General features: G+C 71.7%; 11 protein-coding genes and 1 other RNA gene. 4 read left to right on the top strand and 8 right to left on the bottom strand.

The window, feature by feature from the left end:
• Positions 1–1,122: 1,122 nt before the first annotated feature.
• Positions 1,123–2,403 carry a 3-phosphoshikimate 1-carboxyvinyltransferase gene (aroA, locus tag ACQPY0_RS49465; protein WP_432977666.1) on the top strand — a complete coding sequence of 427 codons (1,281 nt, stop codon included), beginning with the start codon at positions 1,123–1,125 and terminating at the stop codon, positions 2,401–2,403.
• 44 nt (positions 2,404–2,447) lie between these two features.
• On the opposite strand, the gene ACQPY0_RS49470 is transcribed toward aroA, so the two are convergent.
• Positions 2,448–3,098, bottom strand: coding sequence for a fascin domain-containing protein (locus tag ACQPY0_RS49470; RefSeq protein ID WP_432977669.1), 651 nt, complete (start codon positions 3,096–3,098; stop codon positions 2,448–2,450).
• Positions 3,099–3,728: 630 nt separating this feature from the next.
• On the opposite strand from ACQPY0_RS49470, the gene ACQPY0_RS49475 reads away from it, so the two are divergent.
• Entirely contained in the window at positions 3,729–4,586 is an 858-nt protein-coding gene (locus tag ACQPY0_RS49475; protein WP_432977672.1) for a hypothetical protein, read from the top strand.
• Between the two features lie 28 nt (positions 4,587–4,614).
• Here ACQPY0_RS49475 and rnpB read toward each other — a convergent pair.
• An RNA gene (rnpB, locus tag ACQPY0_RS49480) (RNase P RNA component class A) lies at positions 4,615–5,002 on the bottom strand.
• A 29-nt stretch (positions 5,003–5,031) separates the two neighbouring features.
• Here rnpB and ACQPY0_RS49485 point away from each other — a divergent pair.
• Positions 5,032–5,790 carry a sulfite exporter TauE/SafE family protein gene (locus ACQPY0_RS49485; RefSeq protein ID WP_432977675.1) on the top strand — a complete coding sequence of 253 codons (759 nt, stop codon included), beginning with the start codon at positions 5,032–5,034 and terminating at the stop codon, positions 5,788–5,790.
• Here ACQPY0_RS49485 and ACQPY0_RS49490 read toward each other — a convergent pair.
• The 5 genes from ACQPY0_RS49490 to ACQPY0_RS49510 are packed head-to-tail and all read right to left on the bottom strand — an operon-like array spanning position 5,787 to position 10,229.
• Positions 5,787–6,827: a histidine phosphatase family protein gene (locus ACQPY0_RS49490; RefSeq protein ID WP_432977678.1), complete on the bottom strand. Its 1,041-nt coding sequence runs from the start codon at positions 6,825–6,827 to the stop codon at positions 5,787–5,789. The genes ACQPY0_RS49485 and ACQPY0_RS49490 overlap by 4 nt on opposite strands.
• Before the next feature lie 4 nt (positions 6,828–6,831).
• The gene (locus tag ACQPY0_RS49495) at positions 6,832–7,572 is read right to left on the bottom strand and encodes a zinc ribbon domain-containing protein (RefSeq protein ID WP_432977681.1); all 741 of its coding nucleotides are present in this window, start codon (positions 7,570–7,572) and stop codon (positions 6,832–6,834) included.
• Positions 7,569–8,360 (bottom strand): Nif3-like dinuclear metal center hexameric protein, encoded by a 792-nt coding sequence (locus tag ACQPY0_RS49500; protein ID WP_432995726.1) that lies wholly within the window; start codon positions 8,358–8,360, stop codon positions 7,569–7,571. Before ACQPY0_RS49500 ends, ACQPY0_RS49495 begins: the two co-directional genes overlap by 4 nt.
• Before the next feature lie 24 nt (positions 8,361–8,384).
• Positions 8,385–8,960, bottom strand: coding sequence for a flavoprotein (locus ACQPY0_RS49505; RefSeq protein WP_432977684.1), 576 nt, complete (start codon positions 8,958–8,960; stop codon positions 8,385–8,387).
• 36 nt (positions 8,961–8,996) lie between these two features.
• Positions 8,997–10,229, bottom strand: a complete 1,233-nt coding sequence (locus ACQPY0_RS49510) for a helix-turn-helix domain-containing protein (protein ID WP_432977687.1) — start codon at positions 10,227–10,229, stop codon at positions 8,997–8,999.
• Between the two features lie 193 nt (positions 10,230–10,422).
• Between ACQPY0_RS49510 and ACQPY0_RS49515 the strand changes: the two genes are divergently transcribed.
• Positions 10,423–11,049 (top strand): bifunctional DNA primase/polymerase, encoded by a 627-nt coding sequence (locus ACQPY0_RS49515; protein ID WP_432977690.1) that lies wholly within the window; start codon positions 10,423–10,425, stop codon positions 11,047–11,049.
• Positions 11,050–11,434: 385 nt separating this feature from the next.
• Here the strand turns inward: ACQPY0_RS49515 and aceE are convergent, their stop codons facing one another.
• A complete protein-coding gene (gene aceE / locus ACQPY0_RS49520; RefSeq protein WP_432977693.1) occupies positions 11,435–14,179 on the bottom strand; it encodes a pyruvate dehydrogenase (acetyl-transferring), homodimeric type in 2,745 nt (914 codons plus the stop codon).
• Between the last annotated feature and the right edge of the window lie 168 nt (positions 14,180–14,347).

Raw genomic sequence — 14,347 nt, forward strand, 5'->3', positions numbered from 1 at the left:
CTTCCGGGGCACATGTTCGCCTCGGACTCGACCCGTTGGTGAGAAAGGCACCAGTAGTACCGCTCAGCACCGCTGCTGCTCATGACATCACTGTGCACCGCAAATGAAACACGCGCCACCGAAACCGGCAAATAGCTTGTTGAGATTCCACATTAGACGCAACCGGCCGACACCGGTCGCGGGCACACTCCGGGGTCGGATCGGCCGCCGCGGGGCCGGCCCGCGGACCGCCGGATGCCTTGCGGGGCAACGGTTTCACGATCATGAGGGTGGGAGCAATTCCCCTGTCGGCGGCGGGAGTTGTACAGGTGGCGTGTGGCCACGGTCACCCGAGGGTGAGCCGAACGGAGGAAGAAAAATCGGGTCGACCGGCGGAGGGGCTCCGCCCTCGTACGGGGGCGAACGAGGATCGTCCACCATGGACAGGCCCCTGCCCCGTGGACCGCGGCGGCGGTCAGTGAAAGGCTCACGGCACCGAACCCGTGCCGCGCGAAGCCACCCGGAACCCCGAAGCCACCCCGGGGGCCCACGGCACGTCCGAGCCCTGCGGAGGCCGCCACGCCGCACGGAGCCAACCCCGGCACTCACCGCACCCCCGGCCCCGCGGAGGCCGCCGCACCGCACGAAGCCAACCCCGGCACCTACCAAACCACCGGACCCGCCCAGGCCCCCGCGCCGCACCAAACCAACCCCGGCACCCACCGCACCCTCGGCCCCTCACAGGCCGCCGGGCCGCATGAAGCCAACCCCGGCACCCACCAAACCACCGGACCCACCCAGGCCACCGCACCGCACGGAACCAACCCCGGCACCTACCAAACCACCGGACCCACCCAGGCCACCGCACCGCACGAAGCCACCCGTAAACCCGCGGGGCGCGAAGACATCCGGTCGTCCTGTGCATCGCCGGCTCGGCGGACTCCGTGGACGTGGCCGGCACCTGCGCGACGGCCGGGGCGAGCGGGCGGAGGCACATGCGGTACGACTCCATGAAACGGCGGCAGCCTGCTCCCCGAGGTGCCGATGAGGCCTGCGGCGGACGGCCTGGGGTACGAGGACGCTTTTTCGGGACGGGGCCGATCCCGTGGCGGGGGCGGATGGGGTCTGCGGGACAATCGGGTCGTGAGCCTCCATGCCGCTGACCTGCCCGGCGTTCTCGCCGTCACTCCGTTGACCTCGCCGCCCGACGTCACGATGCGCCCGCCGGGCTCGAAGAGCATCACCAACCGCGCGCTGATCTGCGCCGCGCTCGCGCCCGGGCGCAGCACGCTGACCGGCATGCTGTTCGCCGACGACACGCACGCGATGCTCGGTGCGGTGCGGGCGTTGGGCGCGGCGGTCGAGGTCGACGAGGCGGCCAAGACGGTGTACGTCGACGGCGTCGACCCGCGCACCGCGACCGGCGAGATCCGCATCGACGCCCGCCAGTCCGGCACCACCGGCCGCTTCGCCCTGCCGGCCGCGGCGCTGCGCCCGGCGCGCGGGATCGTCGACGGCTCGCCGCAGCTGCGCGCGCGGCCGTTCGCGGTGCTCGTGGACGCGCTGCGCGAGCTCGGCGCGACGGTCGAGGACCTGAGCGAGCCCGGATACCTCCCGCTCGCCGTGACCGGGCCGGTCGCGGGCGGCAAGGTGGCGCTGCCGGGGCACATCTCCAGCCAGTACCTCTCCGGCCTGCTGATGGCCGGGCCACTGATGGCCGACGGGCTGACGGTGGAGCTCACCTCGCCGCTGGTCTCCGTGCCCTACGTCGAGGCGACCACCGCGGTCATGGCCGCGTTCGGGGTCACGGCCGAAGGCCTGCACGTTCCCCCGGGGGCGTACCACGCGACCGAGTACGACATCGAGCCGGACGCGAGCGCCGCCTCGTACCTGCTCGCCGCGGCCGCCATCACCGGCGGCCGGGTGAGCGTCGAGGGCCTGGGCACCCGCAGCCTGCAGGGCGACGTGCGCTTCGCCGACGCGCTGGAGCGCATGGGCGCGCGGGTCGAGCGGACCGAGCGCAGCATCACGGTGACCGGCACCGGTGAGCTGCACGGCATCGACATCGACATGGCCGACATCTCCGACACCGCGCAGACCCTCGCCGCCGTGGCCGTCTTCGCCGACTCCCCCACCCGGGTCACCGGCATCGGGTTCATCCGGCGCAAGGAGACCGACCGCATCCGGGCGGTCGTGACCGAGCTGCGCCGGGCCGGGCTCGACGCGGTCGAGGAGGAGGACGGCTTCGTCGTCAATCCGGGCCCGCCCGCGCCGACGGCGTTCGACACGTACGACGACCACCGCATGGCGATGAGCCTGGCGCTGATCGGCCTGCGCTCGCCCGGGATCGAGATCCGCGACCCGCGGTGCGTGGCGAAGACGTACCCGGCCTACTTCGAGGATCTGTCCCGCCTCGCGGGGTAGCGGCGGTAGGCGCCCGCCCCGACGAGGGGCGGGCGCGCCACGCCTTACACCGGCACGAACAGCAGGCCCTCCCAGCTGCCCGGGCCGGTGCCGGTGGCCTTCATCTCCTGGTACTGCTGGCCGGTGTAGTCGACGCGGCAGGTGAAGTAGGTGCCCTTGGAGACGTTGCGCAGGTAGTACTTGCCGTCGTCGCTCCAGACGTCGAACGTCTCCCAGGCGTCGACCCACTCGCCGCGCCCCCGCAGCATGCCGAAGTCGCGGCCGCCGAGCGCGTAGTCCGCGGTCACCAGGTATCCCGACGGGGCCATGATGTAGACGGTGTGCCCGCCGTCGTTCGAGCAGATCTCGAACTGCTCCCAGCCGCCGACGTCGATCGGCAGGGTCCGCGCCCGCAGCATGTTGTGCCGGTTGCCGCCGTACGCCTGCTCCTCGGAGATGTAGCGGCTCGTGGCGGTGCTCATGATGTGGTACTTGCGGCAGTACGCGAGCCCCGGAACGCTCGTGCCCTCGAAGCCCGCGACGGCGTCTCCGTCGCCGGTGCGCGGCAGCGCGGGGGTCGCCCCGGTCATGTCGATCCGGGCGGACTGCAGCCCGCTTGCGCTGCCGGTGCCGGGCCGCACCGGGTCGTTCTCCCCGGCTCGCGCGATGGCGATGGGCGTCACGACGACGGCCGCGACGACGGCGGCCACCAACACGACAAGACTCCTGCGCGGCACCTGAAACGCTCCGTTTCCCCGAATGGTGCGCCGGCCGTGGCGGCGGCCGGCGGCGGCCATTTCGGCCGCAATGCGGAGAATGCTCGGCTACCCGATCGAAGTCGGTCAAGGAGCCAAAGCCGTTCTTAAAAGTCCCTTCAGCGCCCCATTCATCGCGCTACGCAACGAAATCGGCGCTTCTACAACCCGGCCTGACGTCCGGCCCGGGGCCGTCAGGCGACGAAGGTCCTGTGGTCCGCCGCGGGCAGGGAGAGTCCTCGACAGGTGTCGTTCGAGTAGGCGGTCGGGTGGGCCTGACCGTCGTCTGTGGTGAGCGGGATGAGGCCCAACTGGAGGCGGAGCGCAACGGACCATCTACGCCGGGCACCCGCTGGAACCGTCGACCGGTCGCGTGGAGCACCCGGCCGCCGTCGCTGTCGATCCTGCGGTGGACTGGACAGCGAAGGTGACGTGCGACCGCCGGCGCTCACGGCGCCGATGCCGGGGCAGGTCCGTGTCGCTGGCCTCCACCCGGCGGGTCCGGCTGCGAGCGATCCGACCCGCGAGTCACCACAAACGGACGATAACCATTATTCTTCGCAAATCGCTGTGACAAGGCGGTGCGCCGGCTTGCCGGAGTTCAACGAAGATTGGTTCGTCGTGGTTCACGATCTCTTGCGGCAGACCGTCCGGGTGCTGCCCGGCGGATTCAGCACGCCGTACACGTTGGCGCTGACCGGCTCCGGCACCGTCGCGGTGAGCGCCCAGCACGCGGGAGAACCAGGCGTGTGGCTCTGCTCGAAGGGCCCGGACACGGATCACGGCAGGCCGAAGAGGCTCCGAAAGGGATTTCCGCCACGCGGCGTGCTCCACCGGCCGCCCGGTGCAGAAGTGCACCACCTTGAGCGCCAAGGCGTTGACCGCGGCTTGTTCGGGTGCCGGTACGGTGCTCCGGTGAACACCCGGCGGGCCAACCCGTGGGTCCTCGGCACCGCTGCCGCGCTCCTGCTGCCGCTGCTGTGCTGCGGCGGGCCGATCGCGGCCGCCAAGCTTTCCGAGTTCGTTTGCAGACATAGGGTCGAGACCGCCCGCAAGACCGTACGGACCGACAGCCAGCCGATCCGGGCTGAGCTCGCACCGCTCGGCGGGGCAGCCGAGGTGCACTGGGTTCTCGACCCCAACCGCAGCTGCGATGTCCTGCCCGTGCCCGGCACCGACCGCGACTACCAGTACGGCGTCGTCAAGATCGACCCGGTGAAGGCCAGCGACCTGGCCGGCCGCTACGCCGGGTGGGAAACGGTCAGGCTGGATGCGATATTCGGCGACGGTGGTCCGCTGTCGCCGTACATCCCGAGCGGAGGCACCTGGCAGCACGTCGACGAGCTCGACACACAGTTCGTCGGGGCACATTCCGGCGAGGAGGCCTCGTACTACGTAAACGTCGACAAGGCGACGGTGATGTTCAGTTCCCGCGCCGACCACGGCTGACGCGAGCACGGCGATCAGCACGGTGCGACGGACGAGTCGACCTGTACGCCGGGTTCTGTCCCTGCCTGGCGGCAGGGGGCGGCCATCCATCTCGGCCTGCCGTTGCCGGCAGGCTCCAGCGGTCCACCCGCAGGCTCGGGCGGGCCGCCCTCGAACGCCTGCGCAGGCCGGGCCCGTGGGCGCCGGCCCTTTTGACCTTGCTCCGGGTGGGGTTTACCGAGCCGCCCCGGTCGCCCGGGGCGCTGGTGGGCTCTTACCCCACCGTTTCACCCTTGCCTACCACCGTAGGCGGTCTGTTCTCTGTGGCACTGTCCCGCGGGTCGCCCCGGGTTGCCGTTAGCAACCACCCTGCCCTGTGGAGCCCGGACGTTCCTCGGCGATGCTCAACACACCGACGCGGCCGCCCGGTCGACTCGTCCGTCGTGCTGACTATGGTAATCGGACCATGGACCTCGCCGACATCGCACTGCTCTGCGTGGCCGGGCTGGCGGCCGGGACGGTCAACGCGATCGCCGGCGGCGGGTCGCTGATCACGTTTCCGGCGCTGATCGCGACGGGGCTGCCGCCGGTGGCGGCGAATGTGACGAACACCACTTCCGTGTTCCCGGGGTACCTCGCGTCGGTGTACGGCAGCCGGGCCGACCTCACGCGCACGCACCTGCCGCGGCTGATCCCGACGGCGGTCGTCGCGGCCGGGCTCGGGTGCGCGCTGCTGCTGCTCACGCCGGCCCGGGCGTTCGACTACGTGGTCCCGTTCCTGGTGCTCGCGGCGGCGGGGGTGCTCGCGTTCCAGGACCGGCTGCGGCGGCTCGTCGGGCATCCCCGGGAGATGTCCGCGCGCAAGCAGCGACTGGCACTGCACGCGATGGTGTTCGCCGGGTCGGTGTACGGCGGGTACTTCGGTGCCGCGCTCGGCGTCATGCTCGTCGCGGCGCTCGGGCTGGTGCTGGACGAGTCCATGGCGCGCGTCAACGCGCTGAAGAACGTCATCTCGGCCGTCGGCGGGCTCGTCGGGGTGCTCGCGTTCGCGCTGTTCGGGCCGGTCGACTGGGCCGACGTGGCCGTGGTGGCGCCGGCCGCGCTCGTCGGTGGCTACGCCGGCGCCCGGCTGGCCCGCCGGCTGCCAAGCGCCGTGCTCAAGGCGCTCATCGTCGTGTTCGGCACCGTGGTCGGCCTCGTGTTGCTGTACAGAGCCTTCTTTTAGGAAAGGTGCCCCGTCTCGTTGACCGAGCGGACCGCGACCCCGCCGTCGGGCCAGGAGTCGACGAGCGAGATGCCGGCGGGGTCGAGGTAGAGGCGGAAGAGGAACGAGTCGCTCGCGGCCAGCGCGTCGCGCAGCATCAGCTTGATCGGGGTCACGTGGCTGACGACCGCGATCTGCCGACCGGCGAAGCGGTCCTGCAGCGAGCGCGCCGCGCGGCGCACGCGCATGGCGACCTGCTGGAACGACTCGCCGCCCGGGGGCGCGACGGCGGTGGAGGCGAGCCAGCGGTCCTGCTCGGCGGCGTAGCGCTCGCGGACCTCGGCGTAGGTCAGGCCCTCCCACTCGCCGAAGTCGCACTCGATGAGGTCGTCCTCGACGATCAGCGGCACGTCGCCGAGGGCCGCCGCGGTCTCGAGGCAGCGCTTGAGCGGGGAGCTGACGACCGCCGCGAGGTCGGGGGCGTGCGCGCGAGCCCGGGCGGCGGCCCGGGCGGCCTGCTCGTGCCCGAGCGGGGACAGCGGGATGTCGCCGCGGCCCGAGTAACGCTTCTGGGCCGTGTAGGGGGTCTCGCCGTGGCGGATCACCACCATCCGCAGCGGGGATCCGCTCGCCGGCGGGGACCAGGATCGCGCGGGCTCCGCCTTGCCGTCCATGGCGGCGTTGGCCAGGCGGTCGGCGTCCTGGTTGCGCTCGCGGGGAATCCACGCGTATCGCACCAGGGCGAAGCCCTGCGCGAGGCCGCGCGCCTCCTCGGCGAGGGGGCGCAGGCCGGGGTGCTTGATCTGCCAGCGGCCCGCCATCTGCTCGATGACGAGCTTGGAGTCCATGCGGACGTCGACCTCGTCGGCGCCGAGCTCGCGGGCGGCCTTCAGCCCGGCGATGAGCCCCGAGTACTCGGCGACGTTGTTCGTCGTCACCCCCAGCGCCCCGAGGCGCTCGGCGAGGACGGCGCCGGACTCGTCGCGCACGACCGCGCCGTAGCCGGCCGGGCCGGGGTTGCCGCGCGATCCCCCGTCGGCCTCGATGGTCACCCGCATGCGGCTACAGCCCCGACTCGCTGGTGCGCACCAGGATACGCCGGCACTCCTCGCAGCGCACGACCTCGTCCACGGCGGCGGCCCTGACCCGGGCCTTGTCGCCGCCGGCGAGCTCGATGCGGCAGCCCTCGCAGCGGCCCTGGCGCAGCATCGCCGCGCCGATGCCGCCGCTGCTCTCGCGGATCTTGTCGTAGAGGCCGACCAGGTCCGCGGGGAGGTCGGCGGCGAGCGGCCGCCGGCCGGCCCGGCGGAACTCCTCGTCCTTGGCGATCGCGGCGAGGGCCTCGTCGCGGCGGGTCTCGGCGGCGGCGCGGGTGGCGCGGGCCGACTCCAGGGTGCCGACGATCTCGTCGAGGGCGGCCTGGGCGGTCTCGCGCTGCTCCATGAGCTCCAGCTCGGCGTCCTCGAGCTCGGACTGGCGCCGGTTGAGCGTGGCGATCTCGTGCTGCAGGGCCTCGAGCTCGCGGGACGGGCCGGTGCCGGCGTCGAGGCGGGACTGGTCCTTGTCCTTGCGGGTGCGGACCTGCTCGACGTCCTTCTCGAGCCGGTCGATGTCGCGGTCGAGGTCGTCGACGGCGACCTGGGCGCGGACGCGCTGATCCTCCATCGTGGACAGCTCGCGGGCCAGCCGGTCGAGCTCGGCGTGCTCGGGCAGGGCCTTGCGCTTGTGCGCGAGCTGGGTCAGCGCGATGTCGATCGCCTGCAGGTCGAGCAGACGGCGCTGGGCTTCCGGATCGGCCTTCACGAGTGGTTATCCTCCAACAGGACCCAGGGTGAGGTGTCCACATCGGACACGATGGTCTCCACGCCGGCCTCGGCGCGCAGGAACGCCGCGACGTCGTCCAGCCAGGGCCGCTCGGACGCCCAGTGGGTGACGTCGACGAGGGCCGGCCCGCCGCCGGCCAGGTGCTCCTGCGCCGGATGGTGGCGCAGATCCGCGGTCAAGTATGCGTCAACGCCCGCCCGGGCGGCGTCGGCCAGGAACGCGTCACCCGCCCCGCCGGACACCGCGACCGTCTCCACCCGCGCGTCCGGCGATCCGGCCGCGCGTACTCCCGCGGTGCTCCTGGGCAGTTTCGCCGCGGCGTGGGCGGCGAACTGGGCCAGGGTCATCGGCTCGGGGAGCCGTCCGACGCGCCCGTGACCGCGCTCGGGCGCCTTGGGATCGGGGCGCAGCGGTTGTACGTCGCGCAGCCCGAGGACCTCCGCCAGCGCGTCGGACACGCCCGGCCGGGCGACGTCGCCGTTGGTGTGCGCGGTGTACAGCGCGATGCCGGACCGGATCATGCGGTGCACGATCCGGCCCTTGTACGTCGTCGGCGCGACGCTGGAGACTCCGCGCAGCAGCAGCGGGTGGTGCGTGAAGACCAGCTGCGCGCCGGCCGTCTCCGCCTCGTCGACGACCGCGGGGTCGCAGTCGACGGCGAGCAGGACCCGGGTGACGTCCGAGTCCGGGTCGCCGAGGACGAAACCGACGCGGTCCCAGTCCTCGGCCCAGGCGGTCGGGTATCGCTGCTCCAGCACTTCGATCAGATCGGCGAGGCGCACGGCGTAACGTTAGTCCACCGCCCCGCCCCCGGTGTCGCGCTGGGCCCGCACCGACGGGTGCCGCTCGAGGGTGTCGAGGGGCAGTTGCCACGGGAAGTCGTCGCGGGTCTCGCCGAGGCCGGGCTGGTGCAGCTGGAGGACGTCGTCGCCGTAGATGACGGTGACGCCCCAGGAGCGCAGCTTCGCGATCGACTCGCCGAAGGCGGGGTGGGCCGCCATGGCGCGGTTGGTGTAGGGCACCGCCACGATCGGCAGCCCGAGCCCGAGCCCCTCGACGACGAGGCCGAGCGCGAGCGTGTCGGCGATGCCGGCCGCCCACTTGTTGGTGGTGTTGACGGTTGCCGGCGCCACGATCATGGCCTCGGCGGCCGGCAGGACGTCGGGGTCGCCGGGGTACTTGTAGCGGTGGCGGACCGGGTGCCCCGTCTGCTTGACGAGGGCCGGGAGGTCGAGCCACTTGAGGGCGTCGGGCGTGGCGACCACGCAGACGTCCCAGCCCCGCTCCTGCGCGAGCGAGACCAGCTTGCCAACGCCCTGGGCGGCCGGTGAGCCACACACGATGGCGTACAGAACGGGTCCGGACATGTCCGTATTGTGCCTAGTGGCGCAAAGCCATATGGCTCAGACTCCAACACTCATGTGCTCGGCGAGCTCGGCGACCGGGGCCGACGGTGTGCCCCGGGTGCGGCGCAGGACGTCGCTGAGCACCTCGCGGGCCAGCGGCCGGCAGCGGATCTCCGAAGGCGCGAGCCGGTCGCCCTCCAGCAGCATCTCGCTGGCCATGCCGATGTCGCCGACGAGCGCCTGGGCGCGGGCCTGGTCGAGGAAGTGGTGGGCGCGCCGCTCCGGCAGCAGCGAGCTGAACCCGCCGGCATCCAGACACTGGTGTACCTCCACGGCCACCCGCCCCTCGCCGAGCTCGACGGCGGCGGCGGCCCGGTGCAGCTGCACGTTGGTCGGGCCGAAGCAGGTCCAGTAGAAGTTGGCGTCGCCCTCCAGGCCCCGGGCCGCGTCCTCGGCGGCGGTCAGCAGGTCCCGCGCGGTCGCGCTGTCGCCGATGCGCGCGGCGGCCATCGCGCCCTGCAGCAGCAGCTGGCCGTAGACCGACAGGCGTTCGGGCGAGCAGTCGTTGCCGTTGGCGCCGGGCGCCAGCCGGTTGGCGATGTTGACGTTGATCTCCAGCGCGGGGCGGGCGCGGCCGAGCGAGAGCAGCGCCGCGGCGACCCGGGTGGTGGCGGTGCCGGCCAGCAGCTGGTCGTCGGCGCGCTGCGACACGGCGATCGAGCGGTCGGCGGCGAGCCAGGACAGCTCGTGCTCGCCGAGCTTGCGCAGGGCCGAGGAGGCGATCTGATACACCTGCCCGAGCAGATGGGCGGCCTCGGCGGCGTGCGCGCCGTCGTTGTAGGCGGTGTCCGCGGCCTGGGCCTCACGCAGCAGGCGGGGCAGGGTGCGGGCGAGCGTGCCGTACTTCGCGTGCTGGTAGGACAGCCAGGCGTGGGTGACCGCCTTGCGCATCTCCGGCAGCGGGGGCGGCTCCGGCGGCGCGTAGAAGAAGGCGCTGATCTGGTCGTAACGCTCCAGCGCCGCGCGGATCTCCTCGACCTCGATCTGGTCGACGCAGTTGACGCTGTCCGGCCGCCGCTCGGGGTCCCGGCCCAGCAGGATCTGCACGTCCAGCTGGAGGACGTCGGCGATCTCGTACACGACGGAGAACTTGTCCAGCCGCCGCACGCCGCGCTCGACCTTGTCGACCCAGCTCTTGGACTTTCCGAGCCGATCGGCGAAGACCTGCTGGGACATCTTGCGCCGGTTCCGCCAGTACGCCACCCGGCGGCCGATGGGCAACTCATCCACGTCGCTCACCTCCGGAGGTCACCCGGCCGGTAGAAATCGCACGATTTGTGCGGTTCGCCCCGGCCGTCTGCTCATACGTTCCAAAGTGCAACTTGCATCCCCCGTCGCAGTTCCCAACGACGGACAACGAGTCCGGTGACGTGACGTGGTTCCGTGCACACCTTCGAGTGATCACGCCTGACAGGAGACGGTCATGCTCGCGTGGGAACGGTCGCGACTGCGTAGGGCCGCGGCCCGCTACGCCGCACACGGCTGGCCGGTCCGGCCGGGCGCCTACCTGACGGGGCGGCCCGAGGGGCGCCACGCGCGGCTGCGGCGCTTCGACTGCGGCGCGGCGGGCTGCCCCACGGTCGCCTGCCACCCGGCACCACTGCCGGTCACCGTCGGTGAGCGCGAGGTGGCCGCGCTGTGGCGGGAGCATCCGTACACGGTGCTGCTGCCCACCGGCTACGCCTTCGACGTGCTGGAGGTGCCCGGCGCCCTGGGCCGCGCGGCGCTGCTCGGCGACGGGTTCGCGGCCGCCCGCGGGCCGGTGGCCGTGTCGCCCGGGGACCGCTGGATGTTCCTGGTCCTTCCCGGCCACGGCGTACTGCCGGAGCTCGCCGCCCACGCGGGCGTGGTGCTGCACGGGCAGGACTCGTGGATTCCGGCCCCGCCCAGCCGGCAGTTCGGCGGGCGGGTGCGGTGGGAACTGCCGCCCGACGCCCACGGCTGGAAGCCCGCCGAGCCCTACGCCGTGCAGGCGCTCATGCTCGATGCCATCGGCGCGGGACCGACGGTCGCGGCGGGCCGTCGCGCTACGTGGCGCGCGGCAGCGTAATGCTGACGAGATCAACACCGGGGGCTCTTTCACGGAAAGATTCACGTGCAGAATTCGTGCCGATGCCCAACGTAACGTCGAGGTGGCCCTGGGTCGACCCTCGTAATCCGAACGAAGTACTCAAGGATGCCGGGGTGGCTACTCACAATCCGATCGTGATCTACTCTATTGGCTACTTACAACCCGATCGGGTGACGCCGGGGACCCCGGCCGGGCCTTGACATTGCCCACTCGGCCGGTCCTGCATCCTCAAACCGGAACACGGCGCTCCTCATGACCGGTTCGTTCCGGATCATGATCGCTCGTCACGCAGCGTGCTCATCGAGGGCCCGGACACGAACGGGGGCCGCGGCACCGCCGCGGCCCCCGTCTCGCTGCCGATCGCTCAGGAATCGCCGCCCGTCTCGCCGACCGGGGCCGCGTTCACGTCGTCGATCGCGTACTTCTTGGCCGCGTCCGCCGGGGCCGAGGCCGGGACCTCGCCGCGGCGGGCCAGCTGGCGCAGCGTCGCCACCACGATCGACTCGGCGTCCACGTGGAAGTGACGGCGCAGGGCGTGGCGGGTGTCGGACAGGCCGAAGCCGTCGGTGCCCAGGGACGTGAAGTCGTTGGGCACCCAGCGGGCGATCAGGTCCGGCACCGCGCGCATGAAGTCGCTGACCGCGACGACCGGGCCCGTCGTGTCCTGCAGGGCCCGGGTGACGTAGGGCACCTCGGGCTCGTCGGCCGGGTTGAGCAGGTTGTGCTCCTCGGCGCGGATCGCGTCGCGGCGCAGCTCCGTCCAGGACGTCGCGGACCACACGTCGGCCGCCACGCCCCAGTCCTCGGCCAGCAGCTTCTGGGCCTTGAGCGCCCACTGCATGCCGGTGCCGGAGGCGAGCAGCTGCGCCTTCGGGCCCTGCGCGGCCTCGGCCGCCTGGTAGCGGTACAGGCCGCGGAGCAGGCCGTCCACGTCGAGACCCGCCGGCTCGGCCGGCTGGAAGATCGGCTCGTTGTAGACGGTCAGGTAGTAGATGAGGTCCTCGGGGGCCTCGCCGTACATCCGGCCGACCGCGTTCTCCGTGATGTGCGCGATCTCGAAGCCGAACGCGGGGTCGTAGGCCACCACGGCCGGGTTGGTCGCGGCGATGAGCATCGAGTGGCCGTCCTCGTGCTGCAGGCCCTCACCGTTGAGCGTGGTGCGCCCGGCGGTGGCGCCGAGCATGAAGCCGCGGCTCATCTGGTCCGCGGCGGCCCAGATGCCGTCGGCCGTGCGCTGGAAGCCGAACATCGAGTAGAAGATGTACACGGGAATGATCGGCTGGCCGTGCGTGGCGTAGCTCGTCGCGGCCGCGGTGAACGAGGCGACGGAGCCGGCCTCGTTGATGCCCTCGTGCAGGATCTGGCCCTCGGTCGACTCGCGGTAGGACAGGAACAGCTCGCGGTCGACCGGCGTGTAGTTCTGCCCGTGCGGGGAGTAGATCTTCGCCGTCGGGAAGAGCGAGTCCATGCCGAAGGTGCGGGCCTCGTCGGGGATGACCGGCACCCAGCGCCTGCCCATGCCCTTGTCGCGCATGAGATCCTTGAGCATGCGCACGAAGGCCATCGTGGTGGCGACCTTCTGCTTGCCGGAGCCGCGCTTGATGTCGCCGTAGACGGAGCTCTCCGGCAGCTGCAGCGGGATGTGCGTGGTCCGCCGGTCGGGCACCGAGCCGCCCAGTGTCCGGCGGCGCTCGAACATGTACTCCATCTCCTCGGACTTCTCGTCCGGGCGGTAGTACGGCACCGCGTACGGGTTCTCGCCGATGGCGCTGTCGGGGATGTCGAGGTACAACCGGTCGCGGAAGTCCTTGACGTCCTGCAGGGTCAGCTTCTTCATCTGGTGCGTCGCGTTGCGGCCCTCGAAGTGCGAGCCCAGCGTCCAGCCCTTGATCGTCTTGGCCAGGATGACCGTCGGCTGCCCGGTGTGCTCCGTGGCCGCCTTGTACGCCGCGTAGAGCTTGCGGTAGTCGTGCCCGCCGCGCTTGAGGTTCCAGATCTCGTCGTCGGAGAGGTGCTCGACCATCTTGCGGGTGCGCGGGTCACGGCCGAAGAAGTGCTCGCGGACGTAGGCGCCGGACTCGGCCTTGTACGTCTGGTAGTCCCCGTCGGGCGTGACGTTCATGAGGTTGACCAGCGCGCCGTCGGTGTCGGCGGCGAGCAGCGGGTCCCACTCGCGGCCCCAGACGACCTTGATCACGTTCCAGCCGGCGCCGCGGAAGAACGCCTCGAGCTCCTGCATGACCTTGCCGTTGCCGCGGACCGGGCCGTCGAGGCGCTGCAGGTTGCAGTTGATGACGAACGTGAGGTTGTCCAGCTCCTCGCGGGCCGCCAGCCCGATGGCGCCGAGCGACTCGGGCTCATCCATCTCGCCGTCGCCGAGGAACGCCCATACGTGCTGCTGCGAGGTGTCCTTGAAGCCCCGGTTGTGCAGGTATCGGTTGAAGCGCGCCTGGTAGATGGAGTTGATGCCGCCGAGGCCCATCGAGACCGTCGGGAACTCCCAGAAGCCCGGCATGAGCCGCGGGTGCGGGTAGCTGGGCAGGCCGCCGCCGAGGCCCCGGTGCGACAGCTCCTGGCGGAAGCCGTCGAGCTGCTGCTCGCTGAGGCGGCCCTCGAGGAAGGCGCGCGCGTACATGCCCGGGGACGCGTGGCCCTGGAAGAACACCTGGTCGCCGCCGCCGGGGTGGTCCTTGCCCCGGAAGAAGTGGTTGAAGCCCACCTCGTAGAGGCTCGCGGCGCTGGCGAACGTGGAGATGTGGCCGCCCACGCCGACGTCGGGGCGCTGCGCGCGCTGCACGAGCATGGCGGCGTTCCAGCGGATGTACGCCCGGATGCGCCGCTCGATGTGCTCATTGCCGGGGAACCACGGCTCGCGCTCCGGCGGGATGGTGTTGATGTAGTCCGTGGTGGTGAGCGGCGGGACGCCGACCTGTCGCTCCCGCGCGCGCTCCAGCAGGCGGAGCATCACGTAGCGGGCGCGCTTGGCACCCCGCTCGTCGATCACACCGTCCAGCGAATCGACCCACTCGGTGGTCTCCTCGGGGTCGATGTCGGGCAGCTGGCTCGGTAGGCCGTCGCTGATCACCGGGCGCTTGCGTTCGGTGGACACAGGCGTTCCTTCTGGGTTGCTAGCGACCGGCTGGTTGCTCGGCGGAACGTCGGGCGCTGCGACCGGTCTGGGTGGCCTCGGGGTGCGGCTCGGCTGGTTCATGGCCTTCTGCGAGCCCATGTCCTATCCTGCCTGGCTTCGGTGCCCTCCGTCACGCCTACGGGACGT

It is taken from the genome of Dactylosporangium sp. CA-233914 (assembly GCF_050942935.1).
Taxonomy (GTDB): Bacteria; Actinomycetota; Actinomycetes; order Mycobacteriales; family Micromonosporaceae; genus Dactylosporangium.